14 protein-coding genes are annotated in these 21386 nt (G+C 66.0%); 5 read left to right on the top strand and 9 right to left on the bottom strand.

Going from position 1 to position 21386, the window contains the following annotated elements:
- Window positions 1–7: 7 nt before the first annotated feature.
- The 3 genes from glnD to GD606_RS18340 all read right to left on the bottom strand — a co-directional run bounded on the left by glnD (window position 8) and on the right by GD606_RS18340 (window position 4436).
- Window positions 8–2653, bottom strand: coding sequence for a [protein-PII] uridylyltransferase (glnD, locus tag GD606_RS18350; RefSeq protein WP_163302710.1), 2646 nt, complete (start codon window positions 2651–2653; stop codon window positions 8–10).
- 207 nt (window positions 2654–2860) lie between these two features.
- Window positions 2861–3199 carry a P-II family nitrogen regulator gene (locus GD606_RS18345; RefSeq protein ID WP_176629347.1) on the bottom strand — a complete coding sequence of 113 codons (339 nt, stop codon included), beginning with the start codon at window positions 3197–3199 and terminating at the stop codon, window positions 2861–2863.
- A gap of 22 nt (window positions 3200–3221) precedes the next feature.
- The gene (locus GD606_RS18340) at window positions 3222–4436 is read right to left on the bottom strand and encodes an ammonium transporter (protein WP_163302709.1); all 1215 of its coding nucleotides are present in this window, start codon (window positions 4434–4436) and stop codon (window positions 3222–3224) included.
- A gap of 351 nt (window positions 4437–4787) precedes the next feature.
- Between GD606_RS18340 and GD606_RS18335 the strand changes: the two genes are divergently transcribed.
- From GD606_RS18335 to GD606_RS18315, 5 genes are all read left to right on the top strand, one after another.
- Window positions 4788–6254 (top strand): response regulator, encoded by a 1467-nt coding sequence (locus GD606_RS18335; protein WP_163302708.1) that lies wholly within the window; start codon window positions 4788–4790, stop codon window positions 6252–6254.
- A 20-nt stretch (window positions 6255–6274) separates the two neighbouring features.
- The gene (locus GD606_RS18330) at window positions 6275–6970 is read left to right on the top strand and encodes an FkbM family methyltransferase (RefSeq protein WP_246298880.1); all 696 of its coding nucleotides are present in this window, start codon (window positions 6275–6277) and stop codon (window positions 6968–6970) included.
- A gap of 228 nt (window positions 6971–7198) precedes the next feature.
- A complete protein-coding gene (locus GD606_RS18325; RefSeq protein ID WP_176629346.1) occupies window positions 7199–8347 on the top strand; it encodes a FlgO family outer membrane protein in 1149 nt (382 codons plus the stop codon).
- The gene (locus tag GD606_RS18320) at window positions 8329–8751 is read left to right on the top strand and encodes an SH3 domain-containing protein (RefSeq protein ID WP_163302991.1); all 423 of its coding nucleotides are present in this window, start codon (window positions 8329–8331) and stop codon (window positions 8749–8751) included. The genes GD606_RS18325 and GD606_RS18320 overlap by 19 nt, the downstream gene beginning before the upstream one ends.
- A gap of 364 nt (window positions 8752–9115) precedes the next feature.
- A complete protein-coding gene (locus GD606_RS18315; RefSeq protein ID WP_163302992.1) occupies window positions 9116–11557 on the top strand; it encodes a methyl-accepting chemotaxis protein in 2442 nt (813 codons plus the stop codon).
- A gap of 125 nt (window positions 11558–11682) precedes the next feature.
- Here GD606_RS18315 and GD606_RS18310 read toward each other — a convergent pair whose 3' ends face one another.
- From GD606_RS18310 to GD606_RS18285, 6 genes are all read right to left on the bottom strand, one after another.
- On the bottom strand, window positions 11683–12672 hold the full coding sequence (locus GD606_RS18310) for a TIGR00341 family protein (protein WP_163302993.1): 990 nt from the start codon (window positions 12670–12672) through the stop codon (window positions 11683–11685).
- Between the two features lie 432 nt (window positions 12673–13104).
- Entirely contained in the window at window positions 13105–13521 is a 417-nt protein-coding gene (locus GD606_RS18305; RefSeq protein ID WP_163302994.1) for a MarR family winged helix-turn-helix transcriptional regulator, read from the bottom strand.
- A gap of 125 nt (window positions 13522–13646) precedes the next feature.
- On the bottom strand, window positions 13647–15572 hold the full coding sequence (locus GD606_RS18300) for a heavy metal translocating P-type ATPase (RefSeq protein ID WP_163302995.1): 1926 nt from the start codon (window positions 15570–15572) through the stop codon (window positions 13647–13649).
- A gap of 157 nt (window positions 15573–15729) precedes the next feature.
- Window positions 15730–16929 carry a glycosyltransferase family protein gene (locus tag GD606_RS18295; protein WP_163302996.1) on the bottom strand — a complete coding sequence of 400 codons (1200 nt, stop codon included), beginning with the start codon at window positions 16927–16929 and terminating at the stop codon, window positions 15730–15732.
- Between the two features lie 17 nt (window positions 16930–16946).
- Window positions 16947–17540, bottom strand: a complete 594-nt coding sequence (locus tag GD606_RS18290; RefSeq protein ID WP_163302997.1) for a histidine phosphatase family protein — start codon at window positions 17538–17540, stop codon at window positions 16947–16949.
- Window positions 17537–21265, bottom strand: a complete 3729-nt coding sequence (locus tag GD606_RS18285) for a CBS domain-containing protein (protein WP_163302998.1) — start codon at window positions 21263–21265, stop codon at window positions 17537–17539. Before GD606_RS18285 ends, GD606_RS18290 begins: the two co-directional genes overlap by 4 nt.
- Window positions 21266–21386 lie beyond the last annotated feature (121 nt).

The following is a 21386-nucleotide window of genomic DNA, read 5'->3' as shown; positions in this document are numbered from 1 at the left end:
GTCGGCGTCAACACCCCAGCCGGTGCATGAGCGCGGCCTCGATCTCCCGGGCCTGCCCCTCGTCTTCGATCTTTTTGCCGTCGGCCCCGCGCACGTAGAACACGTCGCGGGCCCGCTCCCCCAGGGTGTCCACCTTGGCCAGCCGCACCTCCAGGCGCAGGCCCGCCATGACATGGGCGATGTCGTACAAAAGCCCCAGGCGATCCGGGGCCGAAATCTCAATGAGCGTATACAGGGCCGAGGTCTTATTTTCCACCTGCACGGCCACCGGCCCTCCCGGTTGTCCCTGTCGGCAGGCGAGAGGCGACCGACGTTTCTGGTCCAGGCGGTATTCCAGGGCCAGCCTGCCCAAAAGCGCATAGCGCACCGCCCCCCCCACCCGGGTCCACAACTCCTCGGCATACAGGGCGTCCGGCGGGTCCGACACCCCGAAGACGTAGATGGCCGTGCCGTCCCCCCACAAAAACACCTCCGCCGACAGGATGTTCACGTCATGCAGGGCCAAGACCCCGGCCAGGACCGCGAAAAGCCCCGGCGTCTCCATGGCCGCCACCGTGAGCTCATGCCCGGCCCCCCCGGGCGCGGGCCGGGCCTCCAAGACCACCGCCCCCGGGGCATATCCGGCAGCCTCTTCCCCTGCCGCCCCGGCCCGGCCCCGGGGCAGGCGCACCGCCAGATCCCTGGCCTCCTGGCGCAACCTGGCCACCAGCCCCAGGTGCCGGGTGATGTCGGCGACATCCAGGATGATCAGATAGCGCGGCGGCATCTGGTCCAGACAGGCCTCGACCTCGGCCTCGGGCATGATCCCCCGGGCGGCGGCCCGGACCCGGTCCCGGGTGCGCAGCATGCGTCCGGCGTCGTGCTCGTCGAAAAGGTTGCCCTCGGAAAGCATTCGGGCCGTGCGCCGGTACAGCTCCCAGACCAGGCTTTCCTTCCATCCCGTCCAGGCGGACGGCCCTGTGGCCCGGGCATCGGCATAGGTCAAAAGCAATAGCATGTTCAGGCGGTCCATGGTCCCGGCCCGGGCAGCGCAGGCGGCGGCCACGTCGCGGTCGGACAGGTCGCGGCGCGAGGCCGTGTCCGCCAGAAAGAGGTGCTCGCGCACCAAAAAGGCCACTTCCTCCACGGTCTCCGGGTCCACGCCGAACCGGGCCAGGGCCGACCGGGCGATGCCCGCCCCCTTCTCGGCGTGCTCCCCGCCAAGTCCCTTGCCGATGTCGTGAAACAGCGCGCCCAGGATCAAGCGGTCCAGGTGGGCCACGCTGGTAAAAAGCGCATGGTAGCGGCTCTCGGGAAAGGCCCCGGCCTCGGCCAGCCGCCGCACGGCCTCCAGGCTGTGTCGGCCCACGGGATGCACATGGTACAGGTCGAATTTGACCAGATGCCCCACCCGGGCGAATTCCGGCAGCATGGCCGACAGCACCCCGGATTCGAACAGGGCCTCGGCCACCCGGCCCGAGGCGTCGGCGGCCAGGATGCCCACCAGGGAGGCCAGGGCCGCCGGGTCGGCGCACAGCCGGTCCCCGTGCCGAAAAGCCAGTTCCCGAGCCCGGCGCACGGCGGAAAAGGCCAGGGGCTCGCCCGTGCGCACGGCCGTGCCGAAAAGCAGAAACAACCGGGAAAAGGCCTGGGCATCGCTCAGCCCCGGGGCGAAATCCAGCCCGGACGGCCCCTTGGCCACGCCGTCGCCCACCACCTCCGGGGGACGGTCGGACAGGGCCCCCAGGGCCACGGCCAGCCCCGGCCACAAGGCCTCGCGCAGATTTTTCACCCGGGACATGCGCCGCAAAAGCTCGGCCAGAAACACCTCCACCCCAAGCGCCCCGTCTTTTTCCGTAAAGCCCAGTCTGGCGGCGATGTGCTCCTGGACCTCGAAGGGCAGCTTGTCGGACTTGCGGTTGCCGATACGGTGCAGATGGCAGCGGACCACAAGCAGGAACGCCGCATCACGGGACAAGGCCGCGAACGCCTCGGCCGCCGGGGATTGATAGCCCCCGGCCAGATCGGCCAGATGCGACAGCCAGCGCACCTGATGCGCGTCGCGAAGCCCCCCCAGGCCCTCCTTGAGCTGCGGCTCCAGGAGCGCCCCGGCCTCGCCGTGCACCCGGCCGCGGCCGATGTTGGCCTCGGCCAGCCACAGGGCGAAGGCCGCCCGCCGCTCGGGGAAGACCTCCCGGGACATGCGCGCGGCAAGCTCTGCGAAGACCCGGACGTCGCCCCACAGATGCCGGGCGTCCAGAAACGACGCCAAGACCTGATGATCGCTTCGGGCCAGATCCAGGCAGGCGTCCACGCCGCGCACCCCGTGCCCGATCTCGAGGCCCAAATCCCACAGGGGAAAAAACAGAAACCGGGCCAGTTCCCCGGCCCACCCGGGCGGCTCTCCGGGAAACAGCAGCAGCACGTCCAGATCCGAGAAAGGACACAGTTCCCGCCGCCCGTAGCCGCCGACAGCCACAAGGGAAAATTCCCCGCCTCCTCTGGCGCCGCGGCCGAATTCGGCCAGCCGTTCGCCGAAATAGCGGTCGGCCAGATCCGACAGGGCGGCCACGAACCCGGCGCCGGTCCTCCCGGCGTCGAGATCGGCGAAAAGGGCCTGGCGCGAGGCCGCGAAGGCCCGGGCGCTCTGGGGCAGATGATCGGGAATGGTCATGGGTGCTTATGGCCTCCGACGGCTTCGCTCCGGTGGAGCACGCCCGCCTGCGCCCCGCACCGGTTTCTCATACGGCCAGGGGCCTGGGAGCATGCTCCCAGGCCCCTGGCCGTATGAGAAACCCCGTTCGGGGGGTCCGGGGGGAATGATTCCCCCCGGCGGGAGAGGGTCCGGGAGAGGGCGGCGCCCTCTCCCGGGGACTTTGTCTTAGACGGCGGCGTTGCCGGTCTCGCCGGTGCGGATGCGCACCACGTCTTCAATATGGGAGACGAAGATCTTGCCGTCGCCCACCTCGCCGGTGCGGGCGGCGTTCTGGATGGTCTTGATGATCTCGGCGGCCAGGGCGTCTTCGACCACCAGTTCGATTTTGACCTTGGGCACGAAATCGACTTGGTATTCCGCGCCGCGGTAGACCTCGGTGTGCCCGCGCTGACGGCCGAAGCCTTTGACCTCGGAGACGGTCATGCCCTTGATTCCGGCGGTGGTCAGGGCTTCCTTGACTTCATCGAGCTTATAAGGCCGGGTGATGACTTCAATCTTTTTCATGGGATGCTGCTCCTTGAGGGGCCTAGAGTTGGTAACCCACTTCCGAATGCTGGGAGACATCAAGCCCCTTGTTTTCGTCCTCGGAGCTTACCCGAATGCCTGTTACGACGTCCACGACTTTGAGCAGGATCATGGTCATGACGAAGCAGAAGGCCCAGGTGGCCACCACGGATATGAACTGAATCCACAACTGCCCGGGATTACCGAAAAACAGGCCGTTATTGCCCAGTTCGTTGACCGTCTTGGTGGCGAAAAGACCGGTGGCCAGCGCGCCCCAGGTGCCGCCCAGGCCGTGGATGCCCACCACGTCCAGGGAGTCGTCGTAGCCGAAGAGATGCTTGAGCAGGACGCCGCCGTAGCAGATGCCGCCGGCCAAAAGGCCGATGACGATGGCGGGCATGACGGTGACGAATCCGGCGGCCGGGGTGATGGCCACAAGGCCTGCAACCGCGCCGGACACGAAGCCCAGGGTGGTGGGTTTGCCGCGATGGATCCATTCCACGACCATCCATCCGATGGCGGCGGCCGCAGCGGCCATGTGGGTGGTGGTGAAGGCGCTGGCGGCCAGGCCGTTGGCGGCCAGGGCCGAACCGGCGTTGAAGCCGAACCAGCCGAACCACAGGATGGCCGCGCCGAGCACGGTCAGGGGCAGATTGTGGGGCATAAACGGCTGCTTGCCGTAGCCCGAGCGTTTGCCCAGGTAGATGGCGCAGGCCAGGGCCGAGGCGGCGGAGCTCATATGCACCACGGCGCCTCCGGCGAAGTCCAGGGCCCCGAGTCCGGCCAGCCAGCCGCCGCCCCACACCCAGTGGCACATGGGGCTGTAGACGAAAATGACCCACAGGATGGTGAACAGCAAAAATCCGGTAAACTTGATGCGCTCGGCGAACGCGCCGGTAATCAGCGCCGGGGTGATGACCGCGAACATGCACTGGAAGATCATGAACGCCAGGTGCGGCAGATTGTCCACGCCGGCTTTGGGTTCGACGCCCACGCCGTTTAGGCCGAAAAAGTCCATGCCGCCGATGAGGCCGCCGATGTCCGAGCCAAAGGACAAGGTGTAACCGATGACGGCCCAGACGATGGAGACGACGCCCAGGATGACCATGCTGTGCATGACCGTTCCCAGGACGTTTTTGGCCCGGACCATGCCGCCGTAGAAAAGAGCCAGCCCCGGGGTCATGAACATGACCAGGGCTGCGCAGATGAGGATGAATCCCGTATCCGCCGCATTCATAGATAACCCCCCCTTGAAAGTGTTGGCCGCCGCGCGGCCGTGTTTCCCCTGCACAGGCTCCGGGGGTCACGGGCATCGTCTGTCCTGAAAACGAGAAGCGATGTCCGCGCCGCGCCCACCGGCGCCGTTCGGGTGGAGTGCGTATAGGTAAATTTTGACATTTTTGCAACATAATTTTCACAGACACGCCGGATTTCGGCATGCAACATTCTTGTCCGATGCCACCACGGCGACACCACCCGGGGCGACAGCCGACCGACGGCGGCCGCCCCCTTGCCGTTTCCCCGGCAACCCGGCATAAAAGGCACAGGCCGTCCCGTTCCCACACCTCCACAAGGATGCCCAGCGCGCGTGAAAAGTCCCCTGGTCCTGATCGTCGACGACGATCCCACCCTGCGCGAAAGCGTCTCCCTGTGGCTTTCCCATTCGGGATACCAGACGGCCCAGGCCGAAAATGGCCGTCAGGCCCTGGGTCTGTTGGAGAAACAGCGGCCGGACCTGATCCTGCTCGACCTGCGCATGCCCGTGCTGGACGGATTCGGATTTTTGGCCGAACTGGCCCATGTCGCCGACCCTCCGCCGGTGGTGGTCATCTCCGGGCGGGGCGAGGTGCGCGACGTGGTGGAGAGCTTCCGGCGCGGGGCCACGGACTTCATCGTCAAACCCATCGAAAGCTACGAACTGCTGGACCACGCCGCCCAGGCGGCCATCACCGCCGCCGAGACCCAGCGGCGCATGCTGCGGGCCGAGGCCCGCTATTTCGAGTTGGTCCAGAACCTGCCGCTTCTGGTCTTCGCCCTGCGCCCGGATCTGACACTGGAATTCGTCAATAAAAACTGCCGCGCCATGTTCGGCCAGTCCCGGGCCACAGCCCTGGCGGTTCCCGGCTGGTTCGTGCAACAGGCCCACGCCGACGACCGCCAGGCCATCCGCGACGTCATCGGCCAGGCTTTTTCCGGGGTTTCCCGCCCCCTGTCCCTCGACTGCCGCTTTCTACGCCCGGACGGAACCATCACGCACTGCATCCTCAAGGTCATGTCGGCCACGGAGGCCCCCGAGGGCGACGGCATGCTGGTGGAAGGCCTGCTCATCGACATCACCGACCGGGTGGAGTTGGAGCGGCTCATGGTGCAGCAGGAAAAACTCAAGACCCTGGGGGCCATATCCGCCGAAGTGGCCCATGAAATCCGAAACCCCCTGTTCTCCATCGCCGGGTTCGCCAAAAGGCTCCACGACCGCCACCCCGAGGCCCACGAGACCGAGATCATCCTGGCCGAGGCGGCCCGCCTGGAGGCCCTGGTGGACCGCATCCGGACCTATCTGCAACCGGCGGACCAGCATCCGGTGTGCCTGGGAATGGGCGGGGTGATCGCCCAGGTTCTGGAGGCCCTGTCCCCCGAACTCGTCGGCCGCGACGTCGTGTGCCGCACGGATTTTTCCCGGGCCGTCACCGCCGTGGAGGAAGACCCCCTGCTTTTGGGCCAGGTGGTGACGGCCATGGTGCGCCACGGCGCGGCGCACATGCCCCGGGGCGGGACCATGGACGTGACGGCCTGGTCCGACGACACCTTTTCCCGACTGACCGTGGCTTACCCCGAGGCCCAACCGGCCAGGGAGCCCGAGCGGCTGTTTCTGCCCTTCGAGGAAAGCGGGACCGGCCCAGGACTGGCCCTGGCCAGACGGCTGGCCCAGGACATGGGCGGCTCCCTGGCCTATGCCCACGATGCGGGCCGGGCCGTGTTCACCCTGACGCTGCCCCTTTTTCCCCATGCCCACGCCTCGGACCAGCCCGAAGACGCCTCCGGCGGCACGTCCTGACCGGATCCCGCCCCCTCGCCATGCCACGCCCCATGTTCCACGATCTCGACCCCGCCCTGGTGCACGACACCCCGCCCCTGGACCGGCTGGCCGAACTGCGCCCCGCCGCAGACCCCGTGATTGTGGACGGCGGGGCCAACAAGGGCCGCACCACGGCCCGCTTTCTGGAGCTGTTCCCCCGGGCCCGGGTGGCGGCCTTCGAGCCCCTGCCGGAGTTGGCCCGCAAGCTTGAAAAACGCTATCTGGGAGACGCCCGGGTCGTCGTCCAGGCCTGCGCCCTGGGGCCGCAGGCGGCTACGGCCGAGCTGACGGTCTTAAGCCGCCGCACCCTGTCCTCCATGCTCCCGCCCACGGGCATCCATGAGAAATATGCCGACCAGGACATCCGCCAGACGGCCCGGGTGACGGTCCCGGTGGTCCGGCTGGATGCGGCCCTGCCGCAAGGCGCGGACATCATCAAGCTCGATCTGCAGGGCTATGAACTGGCCGCCCTGCAAGGGGCCGTGGGCATCCTGCCCCGGGCGGCGCTCATCCTGGCCGAGACCGCCTTCTACCCGCTCTACGACGGGCAACCGCTTTTCCCCGAACTGCGGGAGTTCCTGGCCGCCCACGGCTTTGCCTTCGAGGGCCTCTACGATCCCTTTTCCGACGCCAAGGGCCGACTGGCCTCGGGCGACGCCCTGTTCACGGCAAACGCCCCCGGCCCCGGACGGTGAACCTCGCTTTTTCCAGCCCGCCGCCAGGGCCGTTCCCGCGCGGGCATTGACCAAGCCGTTCGCCGTCCTGGACCTCGGCGAGAATGAATCGTCGTCCCCGCGCGGGCATTGACCAAGCCTCCCTGCACTGCGTAAGAAAAGCCGATGGTCACACAGCCGCGCGCTACGGCCCGTGGCAAATACCGCAGGCAGGGCCGACACGGCTTTGCCCGAGGAGGCGTCTGCTCCATGCCGCGGGCATCCGCTTTTCTGCTCTTCCTCCTTCTGGGCCTGCTTGCGGTCCCCCTTGCCCCGGCGCAGGCCGCCGAGGCCGAGAGCCCGTCTTCTGGCGCGACATTCCGGGCCGCCGACCGGCAAAAAATCGCCATTCTCGAATTCGAACCGGTCACGGCCAAGGCCCGGAACAGCGAAAAAGGCCGTCTGGTTTCGGAGATGCTGACCACGGCGGCGGTCAATTCCGGCCGGTTCGAGGTGGTGGAACGGCGGATCATCAGCCGCCTGCTGGAAGAACTGGAATTCGGGGAGCGGGGCCTGACCTACACCTCGGCGGCCCTCAAGGTGGGGGCCATGGCCGGGGCCACGGCCATCGTCAGCGGCTCCGTGGCCGAAGAAGACGGCAAGACGCGCATCGACGCCCGGTTCATCGACGTGGAGACCGGCCGCATCCTGTGGGCCGGGGTGGCCATGGGCCCGGCCAGCCTGTCCGGGATTTCTGACGCCACCAAGCGCCTTTTCCGCGATCTGGCGGCCTTTGCCGATGCCGCGCGGCGTCAGCCGCCTCCTGCGGCCCCGAAGGACGATGACGCCGCCACGGCCCCCCCGGCCGCCCCGCCGGGTGACGAGGCCCCGCCGCCCCCTGCTGCGGCCGAGGCCCCTCCCGGGCCTGGCGTTACGGACGCCGCCGCCGATGCCCTGCGCCGGGCCGCCCGGCATCATGAAGCCGCCAAAACGCACGGCCGGGCCAAACGTTACGCCAAGGCCGAGAAGGAACTCGACGCGGCCCTGGCCCTGGCCCCCGGCCGGGCCGAATATTTTGTCGCCAGGGGCCATGCCCGTTATTTCCTGGGCCGCCCGGCCGAAGCCCTGGCGGACTATGATCAGGCCCTGGCCGCAGGCGACGCCCAGGCCGCCGTGCACTCCATGCGCGGCCTGTGCCTGATTGCCCTTGGCCGCCCCGGAGAGGCCCTTTCGGCCTACGACCAGGCCGTGGCTCTGGACCCCGGCAATCCCGGACTTTTTATCCGGCGCGCCAAGCTGCTCGCCAGTCTGGGACGCCCATCAGACATGTGCCGGGATCTCGAGGCGGCCTGCCGACTCGGCCAATGCCCTCCCATAGAAAACGCCCGCAAGGAGGGATCATGCCCCGCCGCACCCTGACGCCGCTTCTGGCCTTACTCCTGGCCCTGGCCATCCTTCCCGCCTGCTCCGTGAGTATCGGAACCAAGCCCGCCTCCCCGACGCCAGCCCCCGTAGCCTCCCCTTCGCCGCGCACCGAACGGGTGACCATCCAGGGCCTGAACCTGCGGCAGGGGCCGTCGTCCAAAAGCGCCGTGATCGGCGGTCTGGATCGGGACGAAATGGTGACGGTTCTGGAACGCCAGGAGAACTGGATCAGGGTCCGCACTGCAGATGGCCGGGAAGGCTTCGCCTACGGGGCCTACCTCACGGGTTTCGACATCCGGCCCGCCAAACCCCGCACCGGCAAGAGGCCTGCCGCGCCAGGCGGCCCCGACGCATCCGACGCCCTGACCGAGGAGGAAGAACAGGAACTCTGGAACTGATGCGGCTTTCAGCCGCCCGACCGTTTTTTCCCGCAAGTCCCAGGGGAAGCGGCTGCGGCGCACCTTTACGAGTGCACGCCACATGCATTTTTCCGTTTTTTCCTCGTTTTTCCGGCCGCTCCCGCCTTTCTGAAACAGGTGTGCATGCTTCGATTATACACCTTGCGATATCGTCCGTTGACGTTTATATTTCCCCTGTAAGCCTGTTTTTTTCTTTACCATGGAGAAATAACCCTCCCGGGGATTGAAAGAAAACCCGGGGTGCCGTATATACTGGTAAAAAGCCTCTTCTCTTCCGTTTGAAACCGCGCTTTCGGGTCCGTTCCGCCCGCGCGCCAACCGTGCTTGCAGGGAGCGGACTCGCATGTTCCAAAAAATGGGAATCGGGCTCAAGCTGTCGTTGTGCGTGGGGCTGGTGGTGACGATCATTTTGGCCGTGACCACCCTGTATTTCGCCAGGACTTTAAACAATTCGGCCAAACTCCGGGTGGAGGAAGCGGTCAAGATGGAGGCCGCCGCCAGCGGGGCCATCATCAAGGCCGAACTGGACGAAGGGTTGAACGCGGCCCGGGGGGTGGCCCAGGCCCTGGCCTTCATGGACGACATGCCTCCGGAGACGCGGCGGGCCCGGGTGAGCAACATGCTGCGCGGCCTGCTCGAACATAATCCGGATTTTCTCGGGGTATGGACCGTGTTCGAACCAAACGCCCTGGACGGGCTGGACGGGGAAAACGCGGGCGCAGACGGCAGCGACGCCAAGGGACGCTTCGTGCCCTACTGGAACCGGGTGGGCGGCGTCCATCTGGAGCCCTGCACGGACTACGACACGGCCGGGAAAAACGACTATTATGTCAAGCCGCTGCGTTCTGGAAAGGACGTGGTCATGAACCCGGTGGAATACACCGTGGGCGGCCAGAAGACCATGCTCGTCAGCCTGTGCGCGCCCATCCGCCAAAACGGCAAGATCGTGGGTGTGGCCGGGGTGGACATCAGCACCGAGCTCATCAAGAAGATCGTCCTGGGGATCAAGCCCTTCGGAGAGGGCTATGCCTTCCTGTTCTCCAATGACACCACTTATGTGGCCCATCCCAAGGCCGAATTCGTGGGCAAGAAGATTCTCGACGTGCGGGCCGACGCCACGGCCCGGGACAAAGACGTCCGGGCGGGAAAGGCCCGCGTGGAGGAAAACAAGTCCCTGGCCACGGGGGAGACCTCCTATTATTACCTGTCGCCCTTCACCATCGGCGAAACCGACACCCCCTGGAGCATGGTCCTGACCGTGTCTCTGGACGCCCTTCTGGCCGACGCCCAGCGCAGCGTGAACATGAGCTTTGCGGCTGGAGGCCTGGGCCTGCTGGTACTTTTGGCCTTGGTCTTCCTGCTCTCCAGGGTCATCGTCACCAGGCCCCTGGCCCGCATCGTCGAGGCGGCCAGGCGCTTTGCGGGCGGGGACTTCACCGCCCGCCTCGCCGTGACCTCGGGCGACGAGGTGGGACAGGCGGCCAAAAACCTGAACACCGCCTTCGACATCGTGGTGGACAAGGCCTTCTGGTACGAGGCCATCCTCGATTCCATCCCCTTCCCCATCTCGGTCACGGATATGGAGCAGCACTGGACCTTCGTCAACAAACCAGCCGAGGACGTCACCGGCAAAAAGCGGGCCGACCTCGTCGGGCGGCACTGTAAGGAATGGGGCGCCTCCATCTGCGGCACGGACCAATGCGGTGTGGAATGCCTGCGCCGGGGCAACCCGGTGTCCACGTTCACCCAGCCGGGCATTGATCGGGATTTTCAGGTCAACTCCGCCTTCCTGTTCAACACCCGGGGTGAAAAGATCGGCCACATTGAACTGGTCCAGGACGTGACCGAGGGCAACGCCCTGCGCCGCCAGGCCGAGCAGGCCCTGCACGAAGGCATGCTGGCCGCCGCCGAAAAGCTCGAAGGCATCGTGGACCGGGTCACCACCTCCTCCGAGGAGATCTCGGCCCAGATCGACGAGATCAACCGGGGCACGGAACTCCAGAAACAGCGCATGGGCGAGACCGCCACGGCCATGGAGGAGATGAACGCCACGGTCATGGAGGTGGCCAAGAACGCCGGGCAGGCCTCGGACTCCGCCGAAAAGGCCAAGGGCAAGGCCATGGAGGGGTCGCATGTGGTGGAAGAGGCCATTTCGGCCATCACCGAGGTGCGGCGCATGGCTCTGGCCATGAACGCCAATCTGGCCGACCTGGGCCGCCAGGCCGAATCCATCGGCCAGGTCATGAACGTCATCAACGACATCGCCGACCAGACCAACCTTTTGGCCTTGAACGCCGCCATCGAGGCCGCCCGGGCCGGAGAGGCCGGGCGCGGTTTCGCCGTGGTGGCCGACGAGGTGCGCAAACTGGCCGAAAAGACCATGGGCGCGACCAAGGAGGTGGGCGCCAACATCCGCTCCATCCAGGCCTCCACGCGCAAAAGCATCGAGGACATGAACCAGGCCGGGGCCATGGTGGAAAAGGCCACGGAACTGTCCACCACCTCGGGCAAATCCCTGTCCGAGATCGTGTCGTTTTCCGACGAAAGCTCCTCCCAGGTGCAAAGCATCGCCTCGGCGGCCGAAGAACAGTCGGCGGCCTCGGAGGAGATCAACCGCTCCATCGAGGAAGTCAACCGGGTGGCCATGGAGACGGCGGACTCCATGGAGCAGTCGGCCCATGCCGTGAACGAACTGGCGGGCATGGCCGGGGAACTGCGGCGGCTCATCGAAGAACTCAAGGGGGATACAGGCGTCGAGGCAGGCCCGCGCCGACTCGGCAGATAGCACGGCAAGACCGAACGACGAACGCCCCCCGGCCGTCATGGCCGGGGGGCGTTTTTTCGGTTCAAGGTCGTGTCAACACGTATCTGAATCTTCACTGTGCGAAGAAGGCAAGCGGCCCTGCGAGGCTAGTCCTCATACAAAACCCCGTTGCGATTAATCGTGGCAGTTGGCACAAAACGCGCTCGAAGCTCGGTGGGTTTGCCCTTGGGATGTGCAGGCAGTTTCTGCTCTATGGCAGCAATCCTCTCAGGCCGCGGTGGATTTGGCCCACGCACCACGGCGTTGATGATGACTACGCCTTTGTCGTTCTCATCGAATCGAACCGCCGGCAGAAAACATCCCTCGGCATGGTCACATTCCATTTTTAAAACTTGATTTATATTTGCCTCATAGATTTTCTCAGAAAGGGTTTCATGCATAGTATCAGTCAACACCACCCCAAGGATTGCCAATATAACGATACTAACACTGTTGTTTTTAAAAAATATATAAAACGAGACACCCTTTGCATGACTAATATTCCGGAATCCTGTAAGCCAAAGAACCACAGATGATGAAAACTGTATGGCGACAATATTCGTAAATGTCAGCAGAAATGCTCCAAAGGAAAGATCATAATGCCCTCGAGCGAGAAGGATACTCGCAGCGCAAAGCGGCGGAACCAAGGCCGTAGCGATTGCCACACCAACAAAAGCCACGCTCAACCTGGGCGAAACATAAGCATATGCACCAGCTGCTCCACCGGCGAGAGCAATCATGAGATCTGCGAAATTTGGGTGTGTCCGGGAGAGAATCTCTTCTGAAATTGGGACATCGATATGTATGGTGCCTATGATCAAGGCTGTGACAATGACACCCACAGCGCCTGCGACCAGAGTGGTTATACTCGTAACAAGGAGTTTCGTGTCGCTGTCAACCAATGAAAGGGAGACGCCAGTGATTGGACCGAGAAGCATCGCAATGATCATTGCACCGATTATGACGGCCGGGCTATTTGCAAACAAGCCATAGCTCGCAATTGTGGCCGCGAGCATATTCATTGCCATAAATGCGACGCTTAGCTCCGAATTTTTACAAATCGTCTCCCGTACAGTCGCTTTATGATCATTGTCCATTCCACTCGGTTCCATCAGGCCACTCCATTTATTATAGAGTCAAATACGACCTGCTTCCATGCCACCCCTGGCCCCAAATTCCGAACTGTTGGACACACATTTCAAAATACGCCGCGACAGCCTGTTTGAGAATCCCGATGATCCGGGCCGCGCTGAATCGGCTCTTCCGCATGACATCGCCCCCCCGTCGACATCACGAACGCACAACCGGAAGGCTTTTGGGGGGGAAAGGCCCGTCGGAACATCCCAGATTCTCTACGCGACAGTATGGTTGCAAGCAAGGAATTACGGATACCGGGAGGATCCCCCCCAGGGATTTGCAGATTCAGGAACGTCGGGTTTTCCCGTAAACCCGCGCGAGGAGATTTCAGACTTCCTGCCTCTTGCCGCTCTCGCCGCCGGACAGCGGCGACTGCCGACACATCCTGCGGCCTAGAACTGGGCCATGATCTTCGTGAGCATCTGCGGAAAGCGTTCGGCCTCTTCCGGGGTGAGCGCCCCGGCGATATCCTGGGAGAGTTGCAGGTGCAGCAGGTGGTGCCCCTCGAAGTGCTTGCGGCCCTCGGGGGTCAGCCCCACCCGGATGGAGCGGCGGTCCTTTTCGTCGGGCTTGCGCTCGACGAGCCCGGCCCGCACCAGGCGGTCCACCAGGACGGTGAGCGACCCCGTGGTCACGCCCATCTTTTCGGCCACCTCCTTCATGCGCAGGTTGCCCGTGGCCCCGATGATCTCCAGGGTATGCATCTGGGGCAGGGTCAGGCCCGTCTCGCGCACCACGCCCTGCTCCCAGGAGGAGAAACGCTCGTAGAATTCGATCAGAAGCCCGGTCAATTCTTCCATGTTCTCCATGTCCGTTCCGCCCCCGAGCCGACACCCGCCCCTGTGCGAGCAGAAGCGGCGAAGCCCGATACAGTTTTTGAAGGAGGGTCCAGGGAGGAAACTTTTTTCAAAAAGTTTCCTCCCTGGGAAGCCTCCTATCGCATCCCGGCCCGGGCCGGGGCAAGTCCGGCTTCGCCCCGGCCGGAGACAAAAAAGAGCGCCGCCGAGGACATGACCACCAGAATGGACCCGGCGTTGTGGAACACCGAGGCCGCAATGGGGCTCAAAAGCCCATACGAGCCGCCGAACATGGCCAGGCCGTTGGACAACACGCCCAGGGCGATGTTGACCTTGATCACCAGCCGCATGCGCCGCGACAGGCTGACCAAAAGGGGCAGCCGTCCGATGTCGTCGCGGGTCAGCGCCACCTGGGCCGTCTCCAGAGCCACGTCGGTACCTGCCGCGCCCATGGCCACGCCCACGTCGGCCCTGGCCAGGGCCGGGGCGTCGTTGATGCCGTCGCCCACGAACATGACCCGACCCCCGGCATCCTGAAACTCCTCCACGATGCGCGGCTTGTCGGCGGGTTTGAGTCCCGGCCAGGATTCGGTGATGCCAAGGGCCGCCGCCACGCCAGCCACGGAGCGGTCGTGGTCGCCGGAGAGGATGCCCACCCGGGCGACGCCCAGGGCGCGCAGGGCGGCCACGGAATCGCGGGCCAAGGGCCGTATGGTATCGGTGACGGCCAGCAGGCCCATGACCTGCCCGTCGCGCCGGACCACCAGGGGCGTGGCCCCCCGCGCCGCCGCCGATTCCAAGGCCTTGGCCAGGACCGGCGGCAGATTCCCGGCGGGGGCCAGGGCCGCCCCGCCCACCTCGATCTCCCGGCCGTCCATGCGGGCCCGCACGCCGGTTCCGGCCTCGCTTAAAAATTCCTCGGCCCGTGGCGCGTCAACGCCCGCTGCGGCGGCGGCATGCAACACGGCCCGGGCCAGGGGATGCGTGGAGTGCTGCTCGGCACAGGCGGCCGCGGCCAAAAGCTCGGAGGCGGTTACGCCCGGGGCCGGGACAGTCTCATCCACCACGGGTTCGCCCAGGGTCAGGGTGCCGGTCTTATCGAAAAGCACGGCGTCCACCCGGCCCACCTCCTCAAGCGGCCGACCGCCCTTGACCAGGATGCCCATGCGCGCGGCCCGGGCCACGGCGGCCACGGCGGCCGTGGGGGCGGCCATGAGCAGGGCGCAGGGGCATCCGGCCACCAGCACGGCCACGGCCCGGTCCAGGTTCCCGGAGGCCCACCAGGCCACCCCGGCCAGGGCCAGGACCAACGGCGTGAACCATTTGGCATAGGTGTCCACCACCCGGGCAGCCTTGGGGCGGTTCGTCTCGGCCTCGGTCACCAGCCGGATCACCGTGCCGAGCGTAGTGTCCTGGCCCACCCGGGCGGCCACAATCTCGATCACCCCGTTGTAGCTTAAGGTTCCGGCCAGCACCTCGTCGCCCACCCCCCGGTTCACGGGCATGGCCTCGCCGGTCACCGAGGATTCGTCCACGGCCGTGATCCCGGCCACCACCTGGCCGTCCACGGGTATCCGCTCCCCGGGCCTGATCTCCAGCCGGTCCCCGGCCGCAAGCGCGCTGACCGGCGTCTGCCGCCGCCCCCCGTCGGCATCGATCAGGGTGGCCGTGTCCGGGGTCATGCGGGCCAGGGCCTGGATGGACTTGCGGGCCGAGTCGCTGACGATCCCCTCCACCTGCGCCCCCAGGGTCATGATGAAGGCCACCACGGCGGCGGTGAGATATTCGCCCTGGATCACCGAGGCCACGATGGCCAGACTGACCAGTTCGTCCACATTGAGGCGTTTTTCGAAAATCCCCCGGAACGCGCCCCAGACGATGGGCAATCCGTTCATCAGCACCGAGGCCACGGCCAGGGCCATGGCGATATCGGCCGACGGCCACCCGAAATATCCCCACATCCAGGAGGCCAGGGCCAAGGCCCCACCCACGGCGCAGGAGGAGAATTCCTTGAGGTCGACGAGGTCTTTGTAGGCCCCGGGTCTGGCGAAACGTCCGATCATGAGCAACTCCTTTGGACGGCAAATATTTTGATGTCGAAAAATCTCTATGACTTTAAATTTTGATAGTCAAACTATTTTTGAGCACGATTTCCCTCGGGCGCATCAGGTGTGGCGCAAAACGCCATGCCCCAGACAGAAAAACGCAGGAACGCGGAGATTAGGGGATTTTCGATCCAGGCATGCCCGCCGCCATCCCCCACTCCCGCAGGATGCGGGCGGTCCCGGCCGCGCCGTCCAGGCGCACGGCGGTCCTTTGGGGAGGCGGGGCGGCCAGGATGCCGTCCAGGCGGGAGAGCAGGCGGCCGGGTTCGAGGTCGGCAGCCTCAAGAACCCCCAAAAGCCCCAGCTCGGCCAACCGGGAGGCGCGCAGGCGTTGTTCCCGGTTCTGGTCGAAGGGCCGGACCAGGGCCCGGACCCCGGCCCGCAATACGGCCATGACCGTATTGTATCCAGCCAGGCTCACGGACAGGTCGGCGGCGCGCAGGATGGCTGGGAAATCGGCGGCAAAACGTTCCACCCGGGCGTCGGGAAGGGTTGCCGCGGCGGCCTGCAGGGCGGCGTATTCCTCCTGCGGGGCATAGGGGCCGGAGAAGACGCGAAGGCTTATGGGACCAAGCCCGGCCGCCCGGGGCAGGGCCAGGGCGGAGACAACCGCCGCCAACACCTCGCCGCCGACCCGGCCGCCCCCGGCGCTGGCCGCCAGGAGCCGGTTCCCCGGCGGCACGCCGAGCCGGGCCCTGACCGCCGCCGCAGGAAGGTCCGCAGGGGCTTCCGGCGGGGCCACATAGCCGGAATAGCGCACCGGCGCGTCAATGTCCGCCGTACGGGAAAACGTGGCCGACAAAGGAAACAGGGCCGGGTCGGCATGGATCGTCACCAGGTCGAAAAAGGCGTTGAGCCGGGCGATGACCCGGGCTTCGTAGGCCGCCTGGTCCTTTTTCTCCACCAGGATGTCGCGCAGGCCGCAGACCACGCGCACCGGGCCGAAGCGGCCCTCCCGGATGGCCGAAAGCGCGGGCACAAGCTCGAATTCAAAGGCCTTGCGGCCGAAGGGATAGAGCTCCACGAAAAAGACGTCCGGCCGCTCGGCGTCCAGAAGGGATAAAAGGATCTCGCGCCGCCGTTCCTTGACGTCCGCAAGCCCCCCGCCGTCCGTGGCCGACAGGCGGGTAAAGTCCGCATCCATCTCCAGGGCGGGCAGCCGGACCTCGCGGACATGGGGCGGCAGGGGCACGGGCACGGGCGGCCCCCCCGAGACCAGGACCACCTGGTCCGGGGCCAGGGCGGCGACGATCTCCAGGCTGCGCATGAAATGCCCAAGCCCGAGCACATGCTGGCAGTAGAAAAGGATCTTCACGGCGGCGGGAGGGCGGCTTACAGGGGCACGTTGATGTCGCCGAGGGTGGGCACGCCTTCATTGACCCGGATCCAGTGGGCGCATCCGGTCTTTAAGATCTTGGGCTCGTGCGGCAGATAGCTGCGGCCAAGAAGCCGGTAAACCAGGGCCTTGATGACCCCTTCGTGGGTCACGACCAGGATGTTTTTCCCAGGCCAATGCCGGGCCGCCTCGATCAGGGTGCGCTCGGCCCGGCCGAAAACCTCGTCCCGGCTCTCCCCGTTTTGCGGACGGAAATCCCACCCCAGGGCCACCTGCTCCTCCAGGCCGCGCCCACGCAGATCAGCCACCAGTTTCCCGGTCCAATCCCCGAATTTCTGCTCGCGAAGCCCCCGTTCCACGGTCATGGGCAGCTTCAGACGCACGTTCATGATGCCGGCGGTGGTCTTGGCCCGGGTCAGATCGCTGCTGAGAATCCGGGCGAATCCCATGCCCGCCAGGGTCTCGGCGAAACGTCCGGCCTCGGCGAGACCCTCCGGGCTCAGTTCCGAATCCCAGTGGCCCTGGATGCGTTTTTCCTGGTTCCAATAGGTGGTGGCGTGGCGCACGAGGGCGAAGGCGGCGGTGCTCATCCCTGATCGATCCTTGTCCCGGAGGGTACGGTTTCCTGGGTTTGTGCCGTCAAAAAGGCGTCGAGGGCGGCCAGTGTCCGCCGCACGCCTGCGGCCAGAAGGGGCGCAAGCTGCGTGGTCTGGGCCCTGTCGCCCCGGACGGCGGCCTCCTCGGCCAGGGCGGCGTCGTGACGCAGGGGACCGGCCCCGAACATGGCCGCGTTGCCCCGGAGCGTATGGGCCAGGCGGGCGAACGTGTCCAGGTCGTTGTCCCGGAGGGCCGCCTCCATGTCCGAAAGGCACGTCGGGGCCGCCTTTTCGAATTCCCCGGCCAAAAGCCGCAACAGGTCGGTTTTCTTCCCGTATTGGGCGGCAAGCCCGGCCCGGTCCACGGGTTCCTCGACCTGCGGGGCGGCGGAGGCGCCGGAGGCGACGGAAGCGACGGAAGCGGCGGGTCGGGGGACGGCCCCGGCCGTCAGCGGCATGTCCGCCACGCGCCCCCGTCCCCGGGTGATCCGGGAGACGGCCTGGAAAAAGGATTCGATATTCACGGGCTTGGTGATGTAGCCGTCAAGCCCGGCGTCGAGAAAGCGTTCCCGCTCCCGGTCCAGGGCGTAGGCCGACAGCCCGATGACCGCCACGGCGGGGTCGATGCCACCGTGCCCGGCCCGGATGGCCCGGGTAGCGGTCAACCCGTCCATGACCGGCATCTGGATGTCCATGAGCACCACATCGAATGACTCCCGGCAAAGCCGCTCCAGGGCCTGTCGCCCGTCTTCCGCCGTGGCCACGGCATGGCCGTGGCTGGACAGGAGATCCTCGGCGAACATGCGGTTGATGCGGTTGTCCTCCACCAAAAGCACCCGCAGGGGGCGCTCCCCGCCGATCGCAGCGCAGGCTTCGAGGTCCGGCCGGACGGCCTGGACATCCGGGATGTCGCGGCTGTCCACGCGCAGGGCCACCTGGAAACGGAAGGTGCTGCCCTGGCCCACCTGGCTGTCGAAGGAGAGATCGCCGCCCAGAAGCCCGGCGATTTTTTTGCAAATGGCCAGGCCAAGGCCCGTGCCCGCGTATTTTTTGGTCAGCCCGGAATCGACCTGGGTGAAGCTGTCGAACACGGCCTCCCGGCTGTCCTCGGGGATGCCGATGCCCGTGTCGGACACGGAGAAAACCAGGGTCGCCGTCTCGCCGCCCACCCGGGATGTCGAAAGCCCCCTGTGCCCGGCCCGGGACACCTCCACCTCCACGCCGCCGCGTTCGGTATATTTGATGGCGTTGCCCACCAGATTGAGCAGGATCTGCTTGAGCCGCATGGGGTCGGCAAAGACCCGGCGCGGCACGTCCGGGGCCACCCGGCAGGACAGGGTCAGGCCCTTGTTTTTGGCCAACACCTCCTGCTGCCGGGCCAGGGAGGCGGATATCTCCCGCAGATCCACGCTCACTTCCCGGATGTCCAGCTTCCCGGCCTCGATCTTCGAATAATCCAGGATGTCGTTGATGACCGACAACAGGGTCTGGGCCGACTCCTCGGCCACGCCCAGACGCTGTCTGGCCTTGGGGGACAGCTCCTCGTGCAGGACAAGCTGGATATATCCCAAAACGGCATTGAGCGGGGTTCTGATCTCGTGGCTCATGTTGGCCAGGAAGCGGCTCTTGGCCTGGTTGGCGGCGTCGCTCTGGTGCATGGCCCGCAGGAGCTCCCGCTCCAGGCGCTTGCGCTCGGTGATGTCGCGCACAAACTCCACCACGCCCTTGATCCGGCCGAGCCCGTCGCGGAACGGATAAGAGAAAAGCTCGATAAACCCCGGCGGCCCGCCCTCGTCGATCTCACGGGACACGGCCTCGGAGTGCATACGGCCGTCGGCCATGGCCCGTACGCTGGGACAGCTCGGACAGGGGGTCGCCCGGCCCCGGAAGGCCTCATGGCAGGCGCGCCCCACCAAGGGCGATCCGGATTCGTACATGGCCTGCATGGTCGCATTGACCTTGATGACGTTTAAGTCCGTATCCAGGACGCTGATGCCGTCCTGGATGGCGTCCAGGATGGTCTCCAAGAAGATGGCGTTTTCCTTGAGCCGCTCCTGGGCCTTGGCCCGGGCCTCGATCTCCTGGCGCAGGGAGGCGTTGGCGGCGGCCAGTTCGGCCGTGCGCGCCGCCACCCGGGCTTCCAGCTCGTCCCGGGCATGCTCCAGAGCCTCCTCGGCCAGCTTGCGTTCGGTGACGTCGTTGCCCACGGCCTGGTATTCCACCACGTTGCCCGCCAGGTCGAAGACGCCCCTGTGGGTCCAGCGCTGCCAGCGCATGATCCCGCCGGGCATGACGATACGGTGTTCGAAATCGACCACGGGGTTGGCCATGGAGATGGAGGCGATCCCCCTGGTGATCACGACCATGTCGGCGTCGGGGATGTGGGGAATGAAATTTTCGCCGATGAGGTCGCGCCGATCCTTGCCGAAATAGCGCACATAGGCCTCGTTGACGAAGGACAGGCGGCCGTCGGGCCGGTAGCGGCAGATGAGTTCGGTCTGGTCCTCGACAATGGACCGGTAGCGGGCCTCGCTGCGGGCCAGGGCCAGTTCGGCGTTCTTGCGGCCGGTGATGTCCAGGCAGATGCCCTCCACCCTGGCCGCCCTGCCCTGGAAATCCCGAAAAAGCTTGGCCGTGCAGGACACCCAGGCCAAGTCGCCGTCGCGACGCCGGAACTGGGCTTCGAAGGTATAGGGGCCCTCCCCCTGTGACAAAATCGCCAGAATCTCTCCCCGCCTGCCGGTCTGGGTATACAGTTGGGTTCCGATATCGCGCACCGAGTCCATCAGCTCCTCGGGGCTGTCGTAGCCGAGCATCCTGGCCATGGCCGGATTGGCCTCCAGGATACGCCCGTCCATCCCCGTACAAAAGATGCCCTCCATGGCGCTGACGAAGATGTTGCGGTAGCTTTCCTCCTTTTCCCGGATGATCTCCTTGAGCACGCCGATGTATTCCCACTCCATGGCGTTGACCACGTCGGACTGGGTGACCAGTCCGACCAGCCGTCCCTCCCCGTCCACCATGACCAGGCGGCGGATGCCGTTTCGGCGCATCAGCGACAGGCCCTCGTGGACCGGGATGTCGGCGGCGACCGTGAGCACCGGGGTGCGCATGGCGTGGCCAAGGGACATCGCGCCGGCCGCCTCGCCGGCCAGGATCACCGCGGCCGCGTCGCGTTCGGTGAAGATGCCCACCGGGCGGCCATCCTCCACGGCCAACAGGCAACTGATGCTCTTTTCGGCCATAAGGCCCAGGGCCTCGGCCAGCGGGGTGGCGGGCGCTGCGGTCACCACCTCGCGGACCATGATCCGGGACAGGCGGCGCAGTTCGACGAAATATTCGTAGCCCAGATGCTCCACCAGATCGGACTGGGAGACCACGCCGCAGGCCGCTCCGTCGGCGGAGACGACCACCAGGTGGCGCAACCGGTTTTTTTGCAGCAGGGAATAGGCCTCGTGGGCGGTCATGTCCGGGGTTGCCGTCAACACCGGGGAGGACATGATCGTGGACACGTCTGCCCGGCCCACGCCGGTATCGACGGCCACGGCCCACAGCAGACCCCGCTCGGTGACGATGCCCACGGGACGGCCATCATCGAGCACCGGCAGGCAGGACAGGGCGCGTTCGCGCATAAGCCCGGCCACCTCGCCCACCGTGGTCCGGGGGGCGACGGCCACCAGGTCTCGGGAATGGATTTCGCCCAGTCGTTTTCGGAACATGGAGCCCCGTGCCGTTTGACACGCCCAAGCCACGCGCCGTGTGGCCCGCATGCGGCAAACCGGCCGTTTCGGATCATTTTCCGCCTCGCAACGAAAAAGGCGGGCCGCCTCGACCTGACGA

Origin of the sequence: Desulfolutivibrio sulfodismutans DSM 3696, assembly GCF_013376455.1 — a bacterium.
Lineage (GTDB): Bacteria > Desulfobacterota > Desulfovibrionia > Desulfovibrionales > Desulfovibrionaceae > Desulfolutivibrio > Desulfolutivibrio sulfodismutans.
Note: the sequence above shows the minus strand (reverse complement) of the source record. Positions and strands in the feature narration are given on the sequence as shown.

Excerpts from the sequence above, each read along its gene's own strand:
- glnD (WP_163302710.1), bottom strand. The coding sequence starts at position 2,653 with ATGACCATTCCCGATCATCTGCCCCAGAGCGCCCGGGCCTTCGCGGCC.
- GD606_RS18345 (WP_176629347.1), bottom strand. The coding sequence starts at position 3,199 with ATGAAAAAGATTGAAGTCATCACCCGGCCTTATAAGCTCGATGAAGTC.
- GD606_RS18340 (WP_163302709.1), bottom strand. The coding sequence starts at position 4,436 with ATGAATGCGGCGGATACGGGATTCATCCTCATCTGCGCAGCCCTGGTC.
- GD606_RS18330 (WP_246298880.1), top strand. The coding sequence starts at position 6,275 with ATGCCACGCCCCATGTTCCACGATCTCGACCCCGCCCTGGTGCACGAC.
- GD606_RS18325 (WP_176629346.1), top strand. The coding sequence starts at position 7,199 with ATGCCGCGGGCATCCGCTTTTCTGCTCTTCCTCCTTCTGGGCCTGCTT.
- GD606_RS18320 (WP_163302991.1), top strand. The coding sequence starts at position 8,329 with ATGCCCCGCCGCACCCTGACGCCGCTTCTGGCCTTACTCCTGGCCCTG.
- GD606_RS18315 (WP_163302992.1), top strand. The coding sequence starts at position 9,116 with ATGTTCCAAAAAATGGGAATCGGGCTCAAGCTGTCGTTGTGCGTGGGG.
- GD606_RS18310 (WP_163302993.1), bottom strand. The coding sequence starts at position 12,672 with ATGGACAATGATCATAAAGCGACTGTACGGGAGACGATTTGTAAAAAT.
- GD606_RS18305 (WP_163302994.1), bottom strand. The coding sequence starts at position 13,521 with ATGGAGAACATGGAAGAATTGACCGGGCTTCTGATCGAATTCTACGAG.
- GD606_RS18300 (WP_163302995.1), bottom strand. The coding sequence starts at position 15,572 with ATGATCGGACGTTTCGCCAGACCCGGGGCCTACAAAGACCTCGTCGAC.
- GD606_RS18290 (WP_163302997.1), bottom strand. The coding sequence starts at position 17,540 with ATGAGCACCGCCGCCTTCGCCCTCGTGCGCCACGCCACCACCTATTGG.
- GD606_RS18285 (WP_163302998.1), bottom strand. The coding sequence starts at position 21,265 with ATGTTCCGAAAACGACTGGGCGAAATCCATTCCCGAGACCTGGTGGCC.